Annotated in this window: 14 protein-coding genes; 4 read left to right on the top strand and 10 right to left on the bottom strand. The window is 65.8% G+C overall.

Annotated features, from left to right (window positions below; genetic code table 11):
• Nucleotides 1-28 precede the first annotated feature (28 nt).
• Nucleotides 29-196 carry a hypothetical protein gene (locus tag J2X45_RS00535; protein WP_310209812.1) on the top strand — a complete coding sequence of 56 codons (168 nt, stop codon included), beginning with the start codon at nucleotides 29-31 and terminating at the stop codon, nucleotides 194-196.
• Here J2X45_RS00535 and J2X45_RS00530 read toward each other — a convergent pair.
• The 9 genes from J2X45_RS00530 to J2X45_RS00490 form a co-directional block, all read right to left on the bottom strand.
• Nucleotides 166-2,082, bottom strand: coding sequence for a hypothetical protein (locus tag J2X45_RS00530; protein WP_310209807.1), 1,917 nt, complete (start codon nucleotides 2,080-2,082; stop codon nucleotides 166-168). The genes J2X45_RS00535 and J2X45_RS00530 overlap by 31 nt on opposite strands.
• A complete protein-coding gene (locus J2X45_RS00525) occupies nucleotides 2,079-2,522 on the bottom strand; it encodes a GtrA family protein (protein ID WP_310209803.1) in 444 nt (147 codons plus the stop codon). The genes J2X45_RS00530 and J2X45_RS00525 overlap by 4 nt, the downstream gene beginning before the upstream one ends.
• A complete protein-coding gene (locus tag J2X45_RS00520) occupies nucleotides 2,519-4,018 on the bottom strand; it encodes an NAD(P)/FAD-dependent oxidoreductase (protein ID WP_310209800.1) in 1,500 nt (499 codons plus the stop codon). The genes J2X45_RS00525 and J2X45_RS00520 overlap by 4 nt, the downstream gene beginning before the upstream one ends.
• Before the next feature lie 138 nt (nucleotides 4,019-4,156).
• Complete coding sequence (locus tag J2X45_RS00515) at nucleotides 4,157-4,942, bottom strand: hypothetical protein (protein ID WP_310209797.1); 786 nt, start codon at nucleotides 4,940-4,942, stop codon at nucleotides 4,157-4,159.
• Nucleotides 4,943-5,017: 75 nt separating this feature from the next.
• Nucleotides 5,018-7,951, bottom strand: coding sequence for a TonB-dependent receptor domain-containing protein (locus J2X45_RS00510; RefSeq protein ID WP_310209791.1), 2,934 nt, complete (start codon nucleotides 7,949-7,951; stop codon nucleotides 5,018-5,020).
• Nucleotides 7,952-8,279: 328 nt separating this feature from the next.
• Nucleotides 8,280-8,978: a phasin PhaH gene (phaH, locus tag J2X45_RS00505; protein ID WP_310209788.1), complete on the bottom strand. Its 699-nt coding sequence runs from the start codon at nucleotides 8,976-8,978 to the stop codon at nucleotides 8,280-8,282.
• A gap of 85 nt (nucleotides 8,979-9,063) precedes the next feature.
• A complete protein-coding gene (gene chrA, locus J2X45_RS00500; RefSeq protein WP_310212041.1) occupies nucleotides 9,064-10,356 on the bottom strand; it encodes a chromate efflux transporter in 1,293 nt (430 codons plus the stop codon).
• A gap of 1 nt (nucleotide 10,357) precedes the next feature.
• Entirely contained in the window at nucleotides 10,358-11,179 is an 822-nt protein-coding gene (gene rlmJ / locus J2X45_RS00495) for a 23S rRNA (adenine(2030)-N(6))-methyltransferase RlmJ (RefSeq protein WP_310209786.1), read from the bottom strand.
• A gap of 9 nt (nucleotides 11,180-11,188) precedes the next feature.
• On the bottom strand, nucleotides 11,189-12,172 hold the full coding sequence (locus J2X45_RS00490; protein ID WP_310209783.1) for a YafY family protein: 984 nt from the start codon (nucleotides 12,170-12,172) through the stop codon (nucleotides 11,189-11,191).
• Between the two features lie 80 nt (nucleotides 12,173-12,252).
• Here J2X45_RS00490 and J2X45_RS00485 point away from each other — a divergent pair, with 80 nt between their 5' ends.
• Together J2X45_RS00485 and J2X45_RS00480 are read left to right on the top strand one after the other, a co-directional pair.
• Nucleotides 12,253-12,603 carry a hypothetical protein gene (locus J2X45_RS00485; RefSeq protein WP_310209780.1) on the top strand — a complete coding sequence of 117 codons (351 nt, stop codon included), beginning with the start codon at nucleotides 12,253-12,255 and terminating at the stop codon, nucleotides 12,601-12,603.
• Between the two features lie 280 nt (nucleotides 12,604-12,883).
• Nucleotides 12,884-15,535: a TonB-dependent receptor domain-containing protein gene (locus J2X45_RS00480; RefSeq protein WP_310209777.1), complete on the top strand. Its 2,652-nt coding sequence runs from the start codon at nucleotides 12,884-12,886 to the stop codon at nucleotides 15,533-15,535.
• A gap of 77 nt (nucleotides 15,536-15,612) precedes the next feature.
• Here the strand turns inward: J2X45_RS00480 and J2X45_RS00475 are convergent, their stop codons facing one another.
• Complete coding sequence (locus J2X45_RS00475; RefSeq protein ID WP_310209774.1) at nucleotides 15,613-16,158, bottom strand: GNAT family N-acetyltransferase; 546 nt, start codon at nucleotides 16,156-16,158, stop codon at nucleotides 15,613-15,615.
• A gap of 267 nt (nucleotides 16,159-16,425) precedes the next feature.
• On the opposite strand from J2X45_RS00475, the gene J2X45_RS00470 reads away from it, so the two are divergent.
• Nucleotides 16,426-18,030 (top strand): flavin monoamine oxidase family protein, encoded by a 1,605-nt coding sequence (locus J2X45_RS00470; RefSeq protein ID WP_310209772.1) that lies wholly within the window; start codon nucleotides 16,426-16,428, stop codon nucleotides 18,028-18,030.
• Nucleotides 18,031-18,046 lie beyond the last annotated feature (16 nt).

The raw sequence follows: 18,046 nt of genomic DNA, 5'->3' as shown, positions 1-18,046 counted from the left end.
GACTTGTTGGAAAAGAGGAGAATCCACCATGTCGGTTCTGGCGATCCTGGCGATTTCGAGCATTTTCGTGCTGGCGGCGATCGTTGGCCTCGCCGACGCCTTTGTGCATTTCGTCTGCTGGGGCGCCACCCGACTGACAGCGCCCCGCGCCGCCGACGAACCGGTTCAGGCCGCTCGGCACGGAATCACCGCGTAGCGGCGCGCCGTCATCCAGCGACGCCCTGCGTCGTCCGAGAGGTCCTCGACATACGGGGCTTGCGGAGACCACTGACGCACGCCGGAGAGTGAGACGAGCGCCTCCTGTCCGTCCCAGATCGGCGATACGATCCAGGCTGGCGCATCCGGCGCGGCGCAGAAGATCCGCACCTTGGACATTTCAATAGGCGGCGGTTTCAGGGCCGTCGTCGTCAGCGGCCGGATCCAATCGGGCCCGACAAGACCGGCCGCCTCCAGGCGCTGCGCCCTGCTCCAAAGCGCCTCGGCCAAGGGTTGAGAAAAGACCACGCCAGCGCTCTGAACCTTGCTCGTCCAGCTCGGGCGCCCCGCCAGCACCCACGGTTCGACATCCCCGGCCAGCCAGAGCAGCTCGCCGGGCCGGCTAGCGATCAGGGCTGTGAGGTCCGGATCGCGCCCCGCGTCACGATGACGGACATAGGCGGATCGGTCATCCCACAGCGCCAAGGCCAGAAGGCCGACAACGAGGAGACCCGCCCAGCGCAAGGACAGGCTAGGCCCCTTCCAGCCTTTCGCTAGCGATAGCCCGACTACGATCGCGATCGCCATGCTGGGCAGATCGCTGCCCCAGACGAAGCCCTGGCTGAACGGCCAACTGTCTGGCATTCGCACCAGAGCCCGTTCCAGTGCAACGCTTCTGAGCGCCCCATAGCCAATAGCCGCCAGCGCCAGCAGGCCGCTCGCCGCGCCTGCGTAGATCTGCGGCCGGCTCAGACGCATCCGATCGCCTAGCAGCACAAAGGCGAGTCCGATCGGGGCGGCAAACAGACCAAGATCGCCAATGTCACGAACCATCCAGGCCACGCCAAGAAACGCCAGCGCGATCAGACCGCTTGCGTCGCGTCTGGGAAGCTCGGCGCAGAGGACCGTCAAACCGATCAGCGACAGAACCGCCAAGGGCTGCAGGGTTCGCCACGTCTGGGCCTGTAGGAAGAGCAGCAACGACAGACCATCGCCCAGGACGGCCGTAGCGACGACGCCGGCAAGCCCCGCGATCAAGGCGCCCAGCGCCAGCCTGCGCGGCGCGCCGCTGAACAGGCTGGCGGCGGCGGCCAGGGTGCAGGCCTGCACCGTCAGTCGCCCCCAAGCCTCGCTAGACCACAGGCTGGGGAAGAGGATCGGGCTGCGCGTCTCGACGATGGCGCGCCAGGAAGGGTCCATCACCGTCACGATCCGGTCGGCCACGGGCAGGTGCAGCAGCCCTCCAACCGTCACGGCTGCGAGGGCGGCCAGACCGGCCCAGAGCCAGCGGCGGTCCTCCAAGGCGATGGCCAGGCTAATGGCGGCGGCCGCGCAAAGACCCATGATCGGGTGGAAGAGCATGCCGGCGGCGCAGACGCAGAGAGCCAGGACGCGTCGCCCAGAAAGGTAGGCGGCCATGCCCAGCAAGCCCATCGCCTCGGCCAGGCCCCGCGGCGTGGCGTAGGGCTCGCCGAAGCCGATCACATCGAGCGGTCCGTACAGTGAGGGCAAGGCGACCGCGAAGACCAGGGCGGCCCATCGCACTCCGGGCGACCGATCAACCAGCAGCCGCTCGACCAGCAGCACCAGGGCTGCGAACCAAAGTGCGAGTGTCAGGAGGACGACAGCAAGCGTCCCGCCCGAGATCCCCAGACCATCGATCAGGCGCGCCAGCAGCGGCGTATAAAGACTGAAGCCGAACTGCCCATCATGGACGAAGAGCAGATCCGTGCCGACGCCCTGGGGGTCCAGCTTGGCCAGCGCGTCAGCGACATAAAGACGGCCATCGTGGCGCACGCCCTGAAACGGGCGGCTGAGCAGCAACAGGGCGAACGCCGCCAGCCAGCCGAACCAGCGGCTGTCAGCGAAGCGCTGCAGCCGACTCACAACCGGGCGATGTCGGCGCGCGGCGCGCGGAACAGCAGCGCCCGGCGGACGGTGAAATTGAACAGGAAGACCAGGCAGGCCGTCGGCCCCTTGGCCGAAGCGGGCGCCATGCCGAAGGCCTCGACCCAGACGATCATCAGCCCTTGGGTCAGCAGCAAACCCGCCAGTCCTACGCCCAGAAAGCCCGTAAACTCACGCCAGCGGTCGGCGATCGGACGGTGGGCGAACACGACCCGGATCGAGAGGGCGTAGGCGACGCCGATGCCGACGCAGAAGCCAAGTCCCGAGGCGACAAGATAGTCGACGCCCATCCAGGTCAGGAGAACAAGAATTCCCCAGTCCACCGCCAGCGCTGCGGCGCTGACAAGACCGTAAAGGATCAGCTCCCGAAAGCCCTCCGGCAGGAGGCGCCAGATCGGTCCGGCCAAGGTGAAGATCATGCGGCCACCTTGGTCGGCACGGCGCGCTGGCTGCGCAGGGCCTCGCGGGCGCCCGAGACGCCGGCCTCACCGTACTCGGCGTCCTCGTTGACCTCCCAGACGTCGTGGAGGGTCTCGCCGGCGATGATGTTTTCGGCCGTCAGCAGGCCGGTCATCATGGCGTGGTCCTGGTTGTTGTACTTGTGCATGCCGTTGCGGCCCACGAGGTGCAGGCCCGGGAAGTGCATCTTCAGGTCCAGGCGGACCATCTTGACGTGCTCGGCGTAGGCGTCGTCGTACACCGGATAGGCCTTGGGCTGGCGCACCACGCAGGCGTCGTAGACGTCCGCTGGCGCCATCAGGCCGATCTTGCCGATCTCCCGCTTGGCCTGGGCCACCAGATCCTCATCCGAGGTGACCCAGAGGCCGTCGCCTTCGAAACAGAAATACTCCAGCCCCAGGCAGGTCGAGACGCCGTCCGGGATCATCTCGGGCGACCACGAGCGGAAGTTCTGCACGCGGCCGACCTTCACCGACGGGTCGTGGATATAGATCCAGTTGTCTGGCAGCTCCTTCTGCGCCTTGCCGATCAGAACCACGGTGATGAAGTCGCGGTACATCAGCTCGCCGGCGTGGAAGACGCTGATCGGGGTCGGGCTGATCGACTGCATCAGCTCGCGGATCGGCGCGGATGATACCACGTGGTCGGCCGTGTAGATCTCCTTGCGACCGTCGGCGCAGGTCACTGCGACGGTCCAGATCTTGGCGATCTTGTCGAAGTGCAGGCCATCGACCTTGCGGCCCATGCGGACGTCGCCGCCCAAGGCGATGACCTTATCGGCGCAGGCCTCCCACATCATGCCGGGGCCCTTGCGGGGATAACGGAAGCTCTCGATCAAGGTCTTTGGTCCGCCCTCAGCGGCCTTGCCGCGCAGGCCGAGCGAGCGCTTGACGCCGTCGATGATCGCCGCGCCCAGGTCCAGCCCCTTGATCCGCTGACTGGCCCAGTCGGCCGAGATCTCGTCGCAGCTCATCCCCCACACCTTCTCGGTGTAGGTCTTGAAGAAGATCGAGAACAGCTTCTCGCCGAACTGGTTGCGCACCCACTGGTGGAAGGTGGTCGGCGCGGCGATCGGGTTCAGCTTGGCCCAGCCGAACGAGGTCATGCACTTGGCGGCCGTCCAGACACCCAGATTGGCCAGGGCCTCGAAGGCCTTCAGCGGATAGGCGTAGAACTTCTCGCGGTAGTAGATGCGCGACAGGCGCGGCCGGTCGATGAAGTCGTCAGGCAGGATCTCGTTCCAGAGGTCGACGATCTCCTTGCTCTTGGAGAAGAAGCGATGGCCGCCGATGTCGAACTTGAAACCCTTGTAGTCGACAGTCCGGCTGATGCCGCCCACATAGGTCGGGTCCATCTCAAGCACGGTCACGCCGCGCCCGGCCTTGGCCAGGGTATAGGCGGTCGTCAGGCCGGCCGGACCGGCCCCGATCACCAGGGTTTCCACGTGCTGGCCCATACGGCCCCCTCTCGTCCCATTCCAGCACAGGATGGTCTGTGATGGTTAAGGCGATGTACCCACGCGTGGTGAATTCCGGTTAATCGCCCAAGCGAGACGATTGGTCGCGGGATTTGACCCGCATCCCAGGAGGCGGACCTACCGATACCCCAACAACGCCCGTAGACCCGGCGCGTGGAAGTCCACCACCCGCTTGTGGGTGTCGGACAGAACCTTGGGCACCTCAACCGTGACCTTGAGGTTCTCGCGCGCGGTGCGGCTTTCCTTGGGGTCGGAGCCGGCCTCAACCCGCTCGCGCCAGTCGGTGGGCAGGTCCAGGCCGCAGTCGGCGAGGAGTTGGCGGAAAAAGGCCTCGGCGCGCTTGGAACCAAGATCCTTGAGGCTCTCGACGATGTCCTCGTACCGCACGATCACCGCGCTCGACCCCATCCAGGCGACGGCGTTCATGCTGAAGACGTCCTTGAGGTCCGGCACGCGGCCGTGGGCGCCCAGGATCATCATCATGATGACGTCCTCGATCGCCGCGCCGCCGTTCTTGATGTGCTCCAGATTGCCCTGGAACTCGTCGGACAGATAGAAGCGCGCCCGCGCCAGCACCCAGTCGTAAGGGTCGCGCACCAGGACGATGTGGCGGGTGTCGCGCAGCGCCACAGCCGACTCGTCCGAGAACAGCATGTGGCCCCAGCTGATCATCGGCCTGTCGGCCAGGAATGCGTCCCGGCTTCGCGACAGCAGGGCGTGCTGAATGTACTCGCGTCGCCAGTGCTGATCGGGATGTACGAACATCCGCATGATGTTGCGGATCAGGTGCGTGCCGGCCTTGGGGACGCTGTTGAGGAACACCGGCTGGGTCAGCCGCGCGCGCTCAAAGCGCTGGCCGATCTCGTCGAGATTGTCGGGCTTGCCCCGGATGATGGCGTTCACGCGAACAGGTTCCTTGAAACAAAGACGGCGGCGACCCGAGGATCGCCGCCGCCATGTTAGCCCGTTGGGCTAAGACTAGAAGTGGGTCGAGATGTTCAGGAACACCCGACGACCCAGGTAGTCGTATTGCGAGGCGAACACCGAACCGCCCACCGTGTCGTATTCGCCCTGACCCAGCGTAACCGCGGGCGGGGTTTCGTTGAAGACGTTCGAGACGCCACCCAGGATGGTGAAGCCGTCAAACTTCTTCTGAAGCGACATGTTGTGGTAGGCCGTGAACTCGGTGTGGACCTTGTAGAAGGTCGTGCCCGCCGTGTTCTTGGTCGCTTCGGTTTCGGCGTCGGACGCCTTGCCGATCATGTTGATGCCCCAGAAGGCCGTCCAGTCGTTCTTGGTGAAGCGGAAGTTCAGACGACCGGTCCAGTCGGGGTCACCGACGAAGCCGTTGTTGTCCTCAACCGTATCGGCGAACAGCGCGATCGTGTCCTTCAACTGCCAGGTCGACTGCAGGTCGACGTTCATCTTCACATCCCAGGGCAGCTGCTGACCGTAGCTGACCGTGAGGTCGATGCCGCGGTTCGTCTGCTCGGCGATGTTGATGTAGTTGTTGGTGACCGTGTTGATCAGGTTCGACGCGTTGCGGGTGAACAGCTTGCAGAGCGAGTCGTTCGGGAAGTTGTCCGAGGTGTAGCAGCCCCGGACGATATTAGCCGCGCCCAGACGACGGATCTCGCCGTCGATCTTGATGTCGAAATAGTCCACCGCGACTTGCAGGTCGGCGAACTTCGGCGACCAGATCACGCCATAGGTGACGGCCTTGGAGGTTTCGGCCTCCAGGTTGCCCTTGCCACCCGACGAGCTGATCGTCGCCGAGGAGCCGGCGCCCGAATGGGTGCCCGGCACGCCGGCGGCGCGGCAGTTGTCGGCCAGCTTCTGGGTGATCAGGCCCTGAGCCAGGTTCGTCGCCCAGCGGATGCAGGGATCGATCGTGCGCTGGCTGGCGAAGCTGGTCTCGGCGTTCTTGTACAGCTCGAACAGCGCGGGAGCGCGGAACGAGGTGCCCTGCGTCGCGCGCAGACGAACCGACGGGATGATCTGCCAGTTCAGACCGATCTTGTAGGTGTCCTGCTCGCCGTACGAGTTGATCTTCGTGTGACGGCCCGAGACCGACAGGTCGACGCGTTCAGCCAGGAATACGTCGCGCAGCACCGGAATGCTCAGCTCGCCGTAGACTTCGCGCGCCAGATCGTCGCCCTTGGTGACGCCCGCGCCCGAAGAGCCCCAGGCGTTGCCGGCCAGGGTGATCGGTCCGGGCGTGTCGTGGATCGAATCCTTGCGGTAGTGGAAGCCCACCGCGGCGCCGACCGGGCCGGCCGGCAGCCGGAACAGGTCGCCCGACATCGAGCCTTCGAACACCAGCTGCTTGTAGGTGGTCTCACCGGCTTCGTTGGCGAACAGGAAGGCCTCTTCGGCGGCGGTGTACTTGCCGGCCAGGAAGTCCGGCGTGACCCAGCTGACGTCCACGCAAGCCTTCTTGCTGATCGGCGTGGTCTGACCCGCGCACGATCCGGTGCGGAAGGCGCCGATATCGACGGCGTCCTTCAGGATCACGTCCTGCGTGTAGACGCCCTTGTTGTGGCTGTACTGAGTGAAGATGTCCCAGTCCCAGCCCTTCAGGAAGTTGATGTTCCCGAAATCGCCGCGCAGGCCGCCAACGTAGCGCTGGTAGTCGACCTTTTGGCCCGACTTGTTACGGTTCGTGACCGGGGTGGGCGACAGGATGTAGTCGCCGGTGAAGCCGGCCGAGAAGGGATCATAGTCGCCGGTGTAGAAGTACGACCAGAACTGACGATAGTCGTTGGTCTTGGTCGCGCGGCGGTTCAGCAGGATCTCGCCATAGGCTTCAATGCCGTTGGTGATCTCGTAGGCGCCTTGGGCGAACACGGTCGAACGCTCGACGCGCGGCGTCAGCGACGAGGCAAGGTTGAACGGGCTGTTGTAGTCCAGCACGCCCATGTCCGGGTTGGCCGGATCGCCGCTGTGGCCGACCACGAAGAAGCCGGCCGGCATGCCCGGATAGTTGGCTTGCTCGCCCGCCGGATAGCGCGGGATCAGGCCGGCGATCTTGCCGGTGTAGTCGTACTGCAGCTTGCCGTCGAGACCGGCGAAGTTGAAGTCGTAGAGCCAGATTTGATCATACAGCAGGTCGCGGCACTGGATCTGGCCGGTGCGCGGATCGATCGTGTCCTTGCGCTTGCCCTGAGCGTCGAAGATGTACTGACGACCGCATGAGGTGAAGGGACGCTGGCCCTTCGTCTGCTCCATGCGCTTGTTGTACTCGTACGCCATGCTGAAGAAGCCGCGGTCGAAGCTCTTGGCCCAAGCGGCGCTGGCGCGGAACTCTTCGCCGCCCTGCTTCTGGGGCTGGCTGTAGAACATGTCGAGGTCGACGCCGTCGGTGTTGCGCTTGGTGATGATGTTCACCACGCCGGCGACCGCGTCCGAGCCGTAGATCGACGAAGCGCCGTCTTTCAGCACGTCGATGCGATCGGTGATCGCCATCGGCAGCACGTTCAGGTCGAAGGCCGAGACCCCGCCGCGCACGCCAGCCGGACCGGCGCGACGACCGTTCAGCAGCACCAGGGTGCGGTTGGCGCCCAGACCGCGCAGCGAGATCGTCTCGGCGCCGGGGCCGCCGTCGGTGACGAAGGCGCTGGAGATGGCGGCGTTGACCTGCGGCGAACCCGACGCGATCGTCGCCGACTGCAGCAGCGCGCCGGTCGAACCGATACCCTGCAGACGGCCCTGCTCAGCCGTGATCACCTGCACCGGATCGGGGCTGTTGAACTCGTTGCGCTTGATGCGCGAGCCGGTGACGACGACGGCCTCGACCTCGGTCGCGGGCGCCTGGGCGGGTTCGGCGGTCTGAGCCATGGCCGGGAGGGCCACGCCGACCGCGAGGCCCGCAATGATCGTCGACGCCAGAAGGTGTCTGCGTTGGGTTAGCATGAGAATTCTTGCCTTAGATTACGGATATGCGGTCACGCCTTCCCCAAGCCCCCTTGGCGCGGCGACCCACCGCTTATCCGCCAACCAAGCTGCTTCGCTTCGTGATCGCAATCTCGCCGTCGCGCTTTCGTCGCATTTCCGCGCATGTGTGACATTCGCCACTCAGTTTTTGCGCGAAAATGGGCGAACTACGACCCTGACCTTAGCGTAAGCCGCCGCCGTCTGCGGCGGCGGCGCGCATCGTCGCATCCGGCTGAAGCCGCAGCAGATCAGACCCCAGACACGCTCAAAGCGGATAATTCAGCTCTTCCCTGGCGACGGGAAGCGCCTAAGCGTCCGTCGCCGCCGCGAAGCGCTTGGCCTGAGCGATCCAGGCGTCGCGCTCGGCGCGGCCCTTGAGGTTCAGCAACTGGTCGATCGAAGCCAGTTCGTCGGGCGACCAGGCGGCGATCTGGCTAAAGCGCGTCACGCCCAGTTCGGCGAGCGATGCCGCAAGCTTGGGACCGATCCCGACCAATTGGGTAAGGTCGTCGACGCTGTCTTCGACGATGTAAGCCACGACATCCGGCGCGACCACCGCTTCGGGCGGAGCCTCAGCGATCACCTCGACCGCCGCCTCGCCCACGTCGGCGACGACCTCCACGACGGCTTCCGCGCCGAGCGTAAGGGCGGTCTCCTCAGCGTCCATCACCGCCTCAACGGCGTCAATCACCGCCTCAACGGCGTCAATCACCGCCTCGGCGACCGGCTCCAGAACGGGCTCGATCACCGGTTCGCGCGGCGCGTCCAGCGCGGCTTCGGCCTCCAAGGCCGGCGCCACGGGCTCCGGGGTCAGCGCCATCAGCGCCTCAAGGTTCACGGCTTCACGCCAACGCGACGCCCACCACCAGTAGGCGGCGCCTGCGGCGGCGGCGCCGCCGAACATCAGCCACAACGGCGACGCCGCACCAACCGCAACGCGGGGCGCGGTCTCAGGCTCGACTTTGTCTGCCGAGTAGTCGGGAAGAAAGGTGAAAAGCGAAACCATGGCGCGCTCCTGGGCAACCGCGATTTGTTGCAATGCAACATAGCACGGAAATCCTGTTCGCAAGCGCAAAAAGACTGCCGCTACGTCAATAGAGTCCGAACGCCTTCAAAAGCACCGCAGTGACGACCATCGCCACGATCATGGCCAGCATCGGCAGGCGAAGCACGAAGGTCAGGGCCAGCGCCAGACCGGTCAGGCCCAACGCAGCGACGTCCAGAGAGCCAAGGTTCGGAACCGTGACCCGCGCCACGCCAAACTCGAGCGTCCATCCGCCGCGAAACAGCAGATGGATTGCGAACCACAGCGCCAGCTGGCCGATCACGCCCACCGCCGCCGCCGACACCATGGCCAGGGCCCGCCCTGGCCTTGGACGCCGCCCCCAGCGTTCGAACAGGGGACCGCCCGCGAAGATCCATAGAAAGGATGGTGCAAAGGTCACCCACGCGGCCATCAGTCCGCCCAGAAAGCCCACAGCCCAGGCGGCGTCGGGCGGAGCGCTCTGGAAGGCGCCGACAAAGCCGACGAACACAAACACCAGGACCAGGGGGCCAGGCGTGGTCTCGGCCAGGCCAAGGCCATCGAGCATCTGAGTCGCCGACAGCCAGCCAAAACTAGCCGCCGCCTGCCCCAGATAGGCCAGGGCCGCATAGGCGCCGCCGAAGCTAATCACCGCCAGCCCGCCAAAGGTCAGGCCCATCCAGGCCAGGGTTGAGCCCGGCGCGATGGTCCAAGCCAGGATGATCGGGGCCAGCCACGCCGCCAGGCAGACCAGGGCCACGCGAGCGCCCCCGCTCCGCGTCGGTGCGGCGGGGGCAGGATCCTGTGCTCCCCTCCCCCCAATGACCCAGCCTACGACGCCCGCCGCTATGACGACGAGTGGGAACGGCACGACCGTGAACGCCATCAGGGCGAAGGCGCTGATCGCCACAGCCACCGCGGCGCGATCCTTCAGCGCGCGTTGTCCAATCCGCGCCAGGGCTTGGACGACCAGGGCCACCACCGCAGCCTTCAGGCCCAGCAGCACGGGTCCGGCCCAATCCGAGCGGCCGTGGACGACATAAAGCGCTGAGAGTCCAAGGATTACCGTGAGGCCCGGCAAGACGAACAGCAGACCCGCCGCCAAACCGCCCCGGATTCCGTGCAGTCGCCAACCGAGCCAGGTGGCCAGTTGCTGCGCTTCTGGTCCCGGCAGGAGCATGCAGAAGCTGAGCGCGCGCGCGAACTCATCGTCGGCGACCCACTTGCGGGTCTCGACCACTTCGCGATGCAGCAGGGCAATCTGGCCCGCTGGGCCGCCAAAGCCCAGGAGGCCCACCTTCAGCCAGACCGGCAGGGCCTCGGCCAGTGTCGGCGCTCGTGGCGCTGATGGTGGCGTCACGTCAGGTCCGCCAGACACGCGAGCGGCCGCCAGGCTCGCCCAGGCGCGCCGCAAGCCAGTCGCCGGCCTGAACCGCCGCCGCGTCCACCGAGGTCGGGGCGCCGATCATTACCATCGCGCAGCCGTTCATCTTCATGGGATCCGTCAGGGGGCGAAGGCGAAGCTCCGCCACTAACAGGTCGTTCGTGACGGTTTCCATCGCACGCAGAAACGCGTCGAAGGTCTCCAGGTCCTTGATCGGCAGCCAGATCGCTAAGGCCGCGTCCGCCGTTCGTGACAGCACTGCACGGGCGGTGGCCACGATCCGATCGTAGTCGTCGGGCCGCTCGAACGGCGGGTCGATGACGATGAAGGCCCGCCCGCCCCGGCCGGCGTTCTTGACGGCAGTGTCGAAACCGTCGGCCTGAAGCGCCCGCGCGTGGGGCTGAGGCGCCAAGGTCTTGCGCAGAAGATCTGCATCGTCGTCGCGCAGCTCGCAGCCGACATATCGGTCTCCGTTCCGCAGCGCGCGCGCGATCAGCCGCGGCGAGCCTGGATAGAGATCCCCGAGCTTGCCGCCGTTCATGAGCCTGACAGCGTCCAATAACGGCTGGAACACCCCCGGCGCGTCGACGGCCGCCTTCAGCCGGAAGATTCCAGCCTGGGCTTCGCCCGAACGCCGCGCCATTTCGCCGGCGAGGTCATACCCCCCGGCCCCGGCGTGGGTGTCGATCACCGCCAGCGCCTCGTTGTCGGCCTGCAAAGCCGAGAGCATGGCCAGCAGGATCGCGTGTTTGTGCAGGTCGGCGAAGTTTCCGGCGTGGAAGGCGTGGCGGTAATTCATGCGCCGCTCCTACCACGCCCCATGCGCGCGGCCAGCCTCACGCAGTTCCTGGACCATCATGTCCTTGAGGACCTGGGGCGCGATGATCTCGACGGCGTCCCCCCAGGTAAAGAGGTGCCAGGACAGCTCGCGCATGCCGCCGGCCCGGAAGGTGACGAGCACCGAGCCGTCCGCCTCAGGCGTGACCTGTTGCGTGGCGTGGAAACGCCAGCGCAGGGCGTCCTCGGCCCGGCTCTTGTGGATGCGCAGCACCACATCCTGGATCTCGTCGTGATAGATGCCAAAGCTCTCGTCGGCGAAGGCCTGCAGCGAGAAGTCCTCCGGCGGCGGCGCGGGCTTGTCGAGCACCGTGAGGTTGCTCATCCGGTCCAGACGCCACGAGCGCGGCTTGCCGCCCTTCCCTTCCAGCGCGACCAGATAGTTCGAACGTCCGAACAGCACGCCCAGCGGCGTCACCTCGCGTGTCCGCCCGGGCGTGGAGCCCCCTTCATAGCGGAATGACAGCGCCTGAAGTCCCTTGATCGCCGTGCGGATCGCCGTCAGCAGGGCCTGATCCTCGAACGGGCGGGGTCCTGCGTGAACGGCGATGGTTTCGGCTTGCACCAGGGCCTCGACGTCTGGCGCCACACGGCGCCGGGCCGATCCGCGCAGCGCCGACAAGAGCTTGGCCTCCAGGGCGTAGAGCGACGCGGCGCGGGCGTCAGCCCCGGAAGCCCGCAGCGAGTCGGCCGCCACCCGCAGCGCCGCCAGCTCCTCGGCGGTCGGGGTCTGGAAGACGCCGTCCAAGCCCGAGGGTATGCGGAAACGCTTGGTCGGCGGGTCGTCCACGGCCTCCATCTGCGGGAACGCCGCCCAGACGGCGTCACGCATCCGCTCGGCGGTGCGGCGGCCCACCCCCAGGGCCGAGGCCATCTCGTCCAGGGTCAGCCCCTCGGCCGACCCCGCCAACATACGGGCGAGGTCCAGGAGGCGAGTCGCTTTCTCGTGTCTCATGGCGCTCGTCATACGACCGTTTTTGTCGCAATGCGCGGACATTCTTCGATCATCGCCCCTGGAGAACCCGAGGACATCCGATGACTCGCTTCGCCTGCCCGACTTGGACCGTCGCTCCCGTCAACGCCGCCATGATCTCGGCGGTGCTGGACTTCGCCGACATCCACCGCGAGCTGGGCGGCGGCCGCACCCTGCGCCGCATCAGCCACGAACGCGCGGCCAAGGCCGACATGTTTCTGCTGCTGGGCCGCGACGTTGAACGCGTCACCGACATCGGGCTCGTCTGGAACGATCGCGAAGATCAGATCGTCCGCGTCACCGACGACGCCGAACTGCGCGAGTCGCGTCTCACCCTTTGGGAAGACGCCTTCGATCTATTCGAGACTGAAGAGACCGACGAAATGGCCGAACCGCTACGGCTTTGCGCCTGAACCAGACGTCGTATTGGCGCCGGATCGCCACCTCCGCGCCGTGAGCACGGCGACGATCTGCCTAAAATCCGTGAACAGACGCCGCGCAAAGGGGCGCCCAAGGGGCCCTTGCGCGGCTTCGGCGTTTTTGTGACGCGCCGCCATTGCCGAACGCCCCAGCTTGAAACCTCATGAATAGATCGACAGTGCGTCGATATATTTTTAGTACCCGCGTCAAAAAATATAATCGTCGGGAGAGAAACGTCATGGAGAAGGGAATCGTCATGCGTCAATAAATAGAATGAGGGGGCTACTTATGACTCGGCGTTTTAAACCCGTCCTAATGGCGGGTATTTCCACGCTATCTATTACTTTTGGTTACTGCCAATCTGCGTTCAGCGCAGAGACGGTTTCCGCTTCAACGCCTGCGGCCGATACGCCGAGCCAAGCGGCGGAACTTGAAACGGTCGTCGTCACCGCTCGCGGCAAGCCCCGCACGGTTCTGGACTCCGCCGTCCCGGTCGACTCCTTCGGCGAAGCCGACATCAAGGCCTCGACCTTCACCGACACCAACGACATTCTGAAGACGCTGGTCCCGTCCTACACCCTGGCTCGTGAGCCGATTTCGGACGGCGCCACCTTCATTCGCCCCGCCAGCCTGCGCGGCCTGCCTACCGACAAGACCCTGTTCATGGTCAACTCCAAGCGTCGCCATCGTTCGGCGCTGGTCACGATCGGCGGCACCGGCGCTCAGGCGCCCGACGCGGCCACGATCCCCGCCTCGGCCCTGAAGAACGTGGTCGTCACGCGCGACGGCGCCGGCGCGCAGTACGGCTCGGACGCCATTGCCGGCGTCATCGACTTCCAGCTGAAGGACAGCCCCAGCGGCGGCTCGCTGACTGCTCAGTATGGCCAGTTCTATCTCGGCGACGGTGAAGACGTGCTGGTCACCGGCAACCTCGGCCTGCCGATCGGCGAGAACGGCTTCATCAACACCACCGTCGAGTACACCAGCCAGAACCAGGTCAACCGCGGCCGCCAGTACTGCAACGTCGGCATCCCGAACCAGTCGGCGGGCTTCTGCGTCACCAGCTACGCCGCCTCGAACCCGGCCTACAAGGCGCTGATCAACGACTACGTCCAGAAGTGGGGCCAGCCTGACGCGGAGGCGACCCGCGCCGTGGTCAACGCCGGCTACGAGTTCAGCGACAAGCTGTCGGTCTACGCCTTCGGCAACTACTCCAAGAGCAGCGCGGTCGAGTACTTCAACTACCGCCCGCCGGTCAGCAACGCCGTGAATGCGACGCCGATCCGCCTTCAGGACGGCTCGACCTTCCAGTTCAGCTCGATCTTCCCGGCCGGCTTCACGCCGATGTTCGGCGGCGACGTGACCGACTACAGCCTGGCGGGCGGCGTCAAGGGCCTGACGGGCTATGGCTTGAGCTACGATCTGTCGGCGCGCTACGGCAACGACAAGATCGCCTACTCGCTCTGGGACACCGTCAACCCGTCGATGGGTCCGGCCTCGCCGAAGAAGTTCTATGACGGCGCCCTGATCTCCAGCGAGTCCGCCGTGAACGCCGACTTCGCCTATGACTGGGAGGGGCTCGGCTTCAAGACGCCCGTGACGATCAACTTCGGCGCCGAATACCGCAAGGAAGGCTACGAGATCGAGCCGGGCGACGTGCCGTCTTATACGGCCGGTACTTGGGCTGTGCCCGACCCCTTCAAATTCTGCAACGCCACCACCCGCACGCCGACAGCCGCCGGCCTGGCCCTGCCGGCCACCGCCGGCCTGAACTGCGCCAACTACCTGTCGACCAACGCCGACGGCTTCGCCGGCATCGACCCGGTCTACAACGCGCTGGCGGTCGGCTCGAACGGCTTCCCGGGCAATACGCCGCTCTACTCCGGCAAGCTGACCCGCGACTCCTACGCCGGCTATCTGGAGACCTCCGGCAACGTGACCGAGGAGTGGTTCCTCGACTTCGCGGTGCGCGGCGAGCACTTCTCGGACTTCGGCAGCACCTGGAACGGCAAGGCCGCGACCCAGTACCAAGTGACCCCGAACTTCGGCCTTCGCGGCTCGGTGGGCACCGGCTTCCGGGCCCCGACCCCGGGCCAGGCCTTCACCACCAACGTGTCGACCCGCGTGGAGAACGGCGCGATCATCGCCTCGGGTCTCTTCCCGGCGACCAACCCGGTGGCCAAGTACCTAGGCGCGAAGGAGCTGAAGCCTGAGAAGTCGACCAACTTCGCCGTGGGCTTCACCGCCACGCCGTTCGAGGGCCTGTCGCTGACGGTCGACGCCTACAGCATCAAGATCAAGGACCAGTTCTACGCGACAACGCCAATCACCGTGACACCGGCGATCCGCACGGCCCTGATCTCGGCCAGCATCCCGGGCGCCGACACCATCGGCCAAGTGCAGTTCTTCCAGAACGCCTTCGACTCGACGACCACCGGCGTCGACGTCGTGGCCACCTATCGCAAGGCCTGGGAGAACGGCCAGACGACCAACCTCTCGGTCAGCGGAAACTACAACAAGTTCAAGATCGACAAGGTCTTCTCGACCAACTTCTTCGACGCCGAAGGCGTGCATGACTTCGAGAACGCCGCGCCGCGCTGGCGGTCGGTGATCTCGGCGACGCACCAGATCGACAAGTTCAAGGCTACTGGCCGCCTGAACATCTGGGGCCCGTACAAGAACATGTTCAGCGTCGGCAATCCGATCGTCCAGAAGTGGGACCCGGAGACGTTCTTCGACATGGAGCTGTCCTACCAGGCCACCGAAAACTACTCGGTCGCGATCGGCGCCCGGAACCTATTCGCCAACTATCCCGATCCGGACAAGACCGGCGAGTCGGCCACCAACGGCCGCATCTACCGCTCGGACACGATCGTCGATTGGCAGGGCGGCTTCTGGTACGCCAAGGTCTCGGCGACGTTCTAGGGCGTACCCGAACACCAAGTATGCGAAGGGCCGGGGAATTCCCCGGCCCTTCTGCATTTCAGGATCTCTGCGGGAGGCTAAAGCCCCTTGCCCATCCGGATCAGCGGCACGCGGTAGCCCGTCGAGGTCACAGCCTCGAAGGGCTCTATGTCGTGGTAGCCGCACGCCCGGTAAAGCGGCACGCCGCCCATGGTCGCGGCCATCTCGACGCGACTGAAACCTTCGGCGCGGGCGGCGGCCTCACAGGCGTCCAGAATGATCCGGCCCACCCCTTTGCGGGTGTGGTCGGGGTGGGTGTACATCGCCCGGACCCGCGCCGCGTCCATCTTCGGATCCAGCAAAGCCGCGTCGCGTCCCGCCGAGTGATCGCCGCCGAACAGGGTGGCGCGTCGGCTCCAGCCGCCGCAGCCGGCGATCGCGTCCCCATCCTCGACCACGAAATAGGTGCCATCGGCGATCAGTTGGGTGTCCAGGCCCATGATCTCGTACGACGCCCTCACGCCTTCCGGGGGCAGGAAATCCTGGAGCAACTCGCCGATCGCGCGATCCATTAGCGCCGACAGGACCGGCATATCGTCGGGACGCGCCAGGCGCAGGCGAAGTTGGGAGCAAGCATCGGTCATCGCCCTTCATCACCTCGCGCTCTTCGAAGCGGAAAACAAGGATTCGACCGCGTCGGCGCGATCGTTCGGCCTCGCTCAGTGATCGCACAATATCCGCCTCAGGCGCCCAATGGCGAGGCGTCTGACATGTCAGTCCCGGCCATCAGGGAAAACGGATTGCGCGGCGGAGCCGGGCCTTTCGAGATGGTGACGGTTTCGACGCTGGGGATGGCCGGAACCGCGCGGCGCGCCTTGGCGACGCCCGCCAAAAGCAAGGGCAGGGATTGAATGAGCGGATCTGACGCGTCACCGGCGGCGAGCGTACTCACGCGCCGGCGGTTCTTTGAAAGCCTGGCCGCGGTCGGCGGCATGTCGCTGGTGCTGTCGGGCATGGAGGCCCTTGGCTTTTCGCAAGCCTCGGCCGCCGAGCTGCCACCGGCGCTCACCGGCGGCGCCAAGAACACCAAGGTTATCATCCTGGGCGCAGGCTTGGCGGGCATGACCGCCGCCTACGAGATGTCGAAGGCCGGCTATCAGGTGCAGATCCTCGAGGCGCGCGACTACGCGGGCGGCCGCTGCCAGACGGCGCGCAAGGGCTTCAAGCACACTGACCTCCTGGGCAACACCCAGGTCTGCGAGTTCGACGACGGGCACTACATCAACCACGGCGCCTGGCGGATTCCGTACCACCACCGCTCGACCCTGCACTACACTAAGAGCTTCGGGGTCCTGCTGGAGAGCTTCGTCAACGACAACGACGCGTCTTACGTCTACTTCGAGAAGGGCAAGGGACCGCTGAACGGCAAGCCGGTCCGCAAGGGCGAGATCGCCGCCGACGTCCGGGGCTACACCGCCGAGCTGGTCGCCAAGGCCGCCAGCGCCGGGGCCTTGGACGCGCCCTTGAGCGGCGTCGATCGCGAGCGCTTCGTCGCCTACCTCGTCAATGAAGGCCGCCTGTCCAAGAGCGACCTGACCTACAAGGGCACCGAAGGGCGCGGCTTCTCGGTACATCCGGGCGCCGGCGTGGACCCCGGTCCCGGCAAGGAGCTGGAGCCCTTCGCCTTCAAGGACGTGCTCGATAGCAACGCCTGGCGGGTGCTCAGTTCGGTCACCGGCTACGAGCAGCAGCGCACCATGCTGCAGCCGATCGGCGGCATGGACCAGATCGCAAAGGCGTTCGAAAAGCGCGTCGCGCCGATGATCCGCTACTCGACCGTTGTCCAGAAGATCAAGCAGTCGCCCACCGGCGTGACGGTCGCGTTCAAGGGACCGGACGGCAAGCTGGGCGAGGTCACCGCCGACTACTGCGTCTGCACCATCCCACTCAGCGTGCTCAAGCAGATCGATCTCGACGCCTCGGCGCCGTTCAAGGCGGCGATGGAGGGCGTGGCTTACGCGCCGGTAAACAAGATCGGCCTGCAGATGAAGAGCCGCTTCTGGGAAGACAAGCACCAGATCTACGGCGGTCACATCTACACCGACCTCGCGGGCATTGGTTCGATCTCCCTGCCCTCCTACGGCTGGCAAGGGCAAAAGGGCGTTCTGCTGGGCTACTACGCCTTTGGCGGGGAAGCCGCGCGGATCAGCGCCAAAAGTCCGGCCGACCGCGCCGCCTTCGCCGTGGCCGGCGGCCAGAAGGTGTTCCCCGAATACGCCGAGAATTTCGAGAACGCCTTCTCCTTCAGCTGGCACCTCGCCGAACACAATCTGGGCGGCTGGGCCGAGTGGGGCGAGACCGGCCGCAAGGAGGCCTATCCCATTCTCTGCGAGCCCGACGGTCGCCTCTACCTGGCCGGCGAGCACCTCAGCTACCTTGGTGGCTGGCAAGCCGGCGCAATCGAGTCGGCCTGGCAGCAGATCGCCAAGATCCACGCCCGCGTCCAGCAGGCCTAGAGTTCACCGTTCGAGG

This window comes from Caulobacter sp. BE264 (assembly GCF_031457805.1).
In the GTDB taxonomy this organism is placed as follows: domain Bacteria; phylum Pseudomonadota; class Alphaproteobacteria; order Caulobacterales; family Caulobacteraceae; genus Caulobacter.
This window is presented reverse-complemented; position numbering and strand designations above follow the sequence as displayed.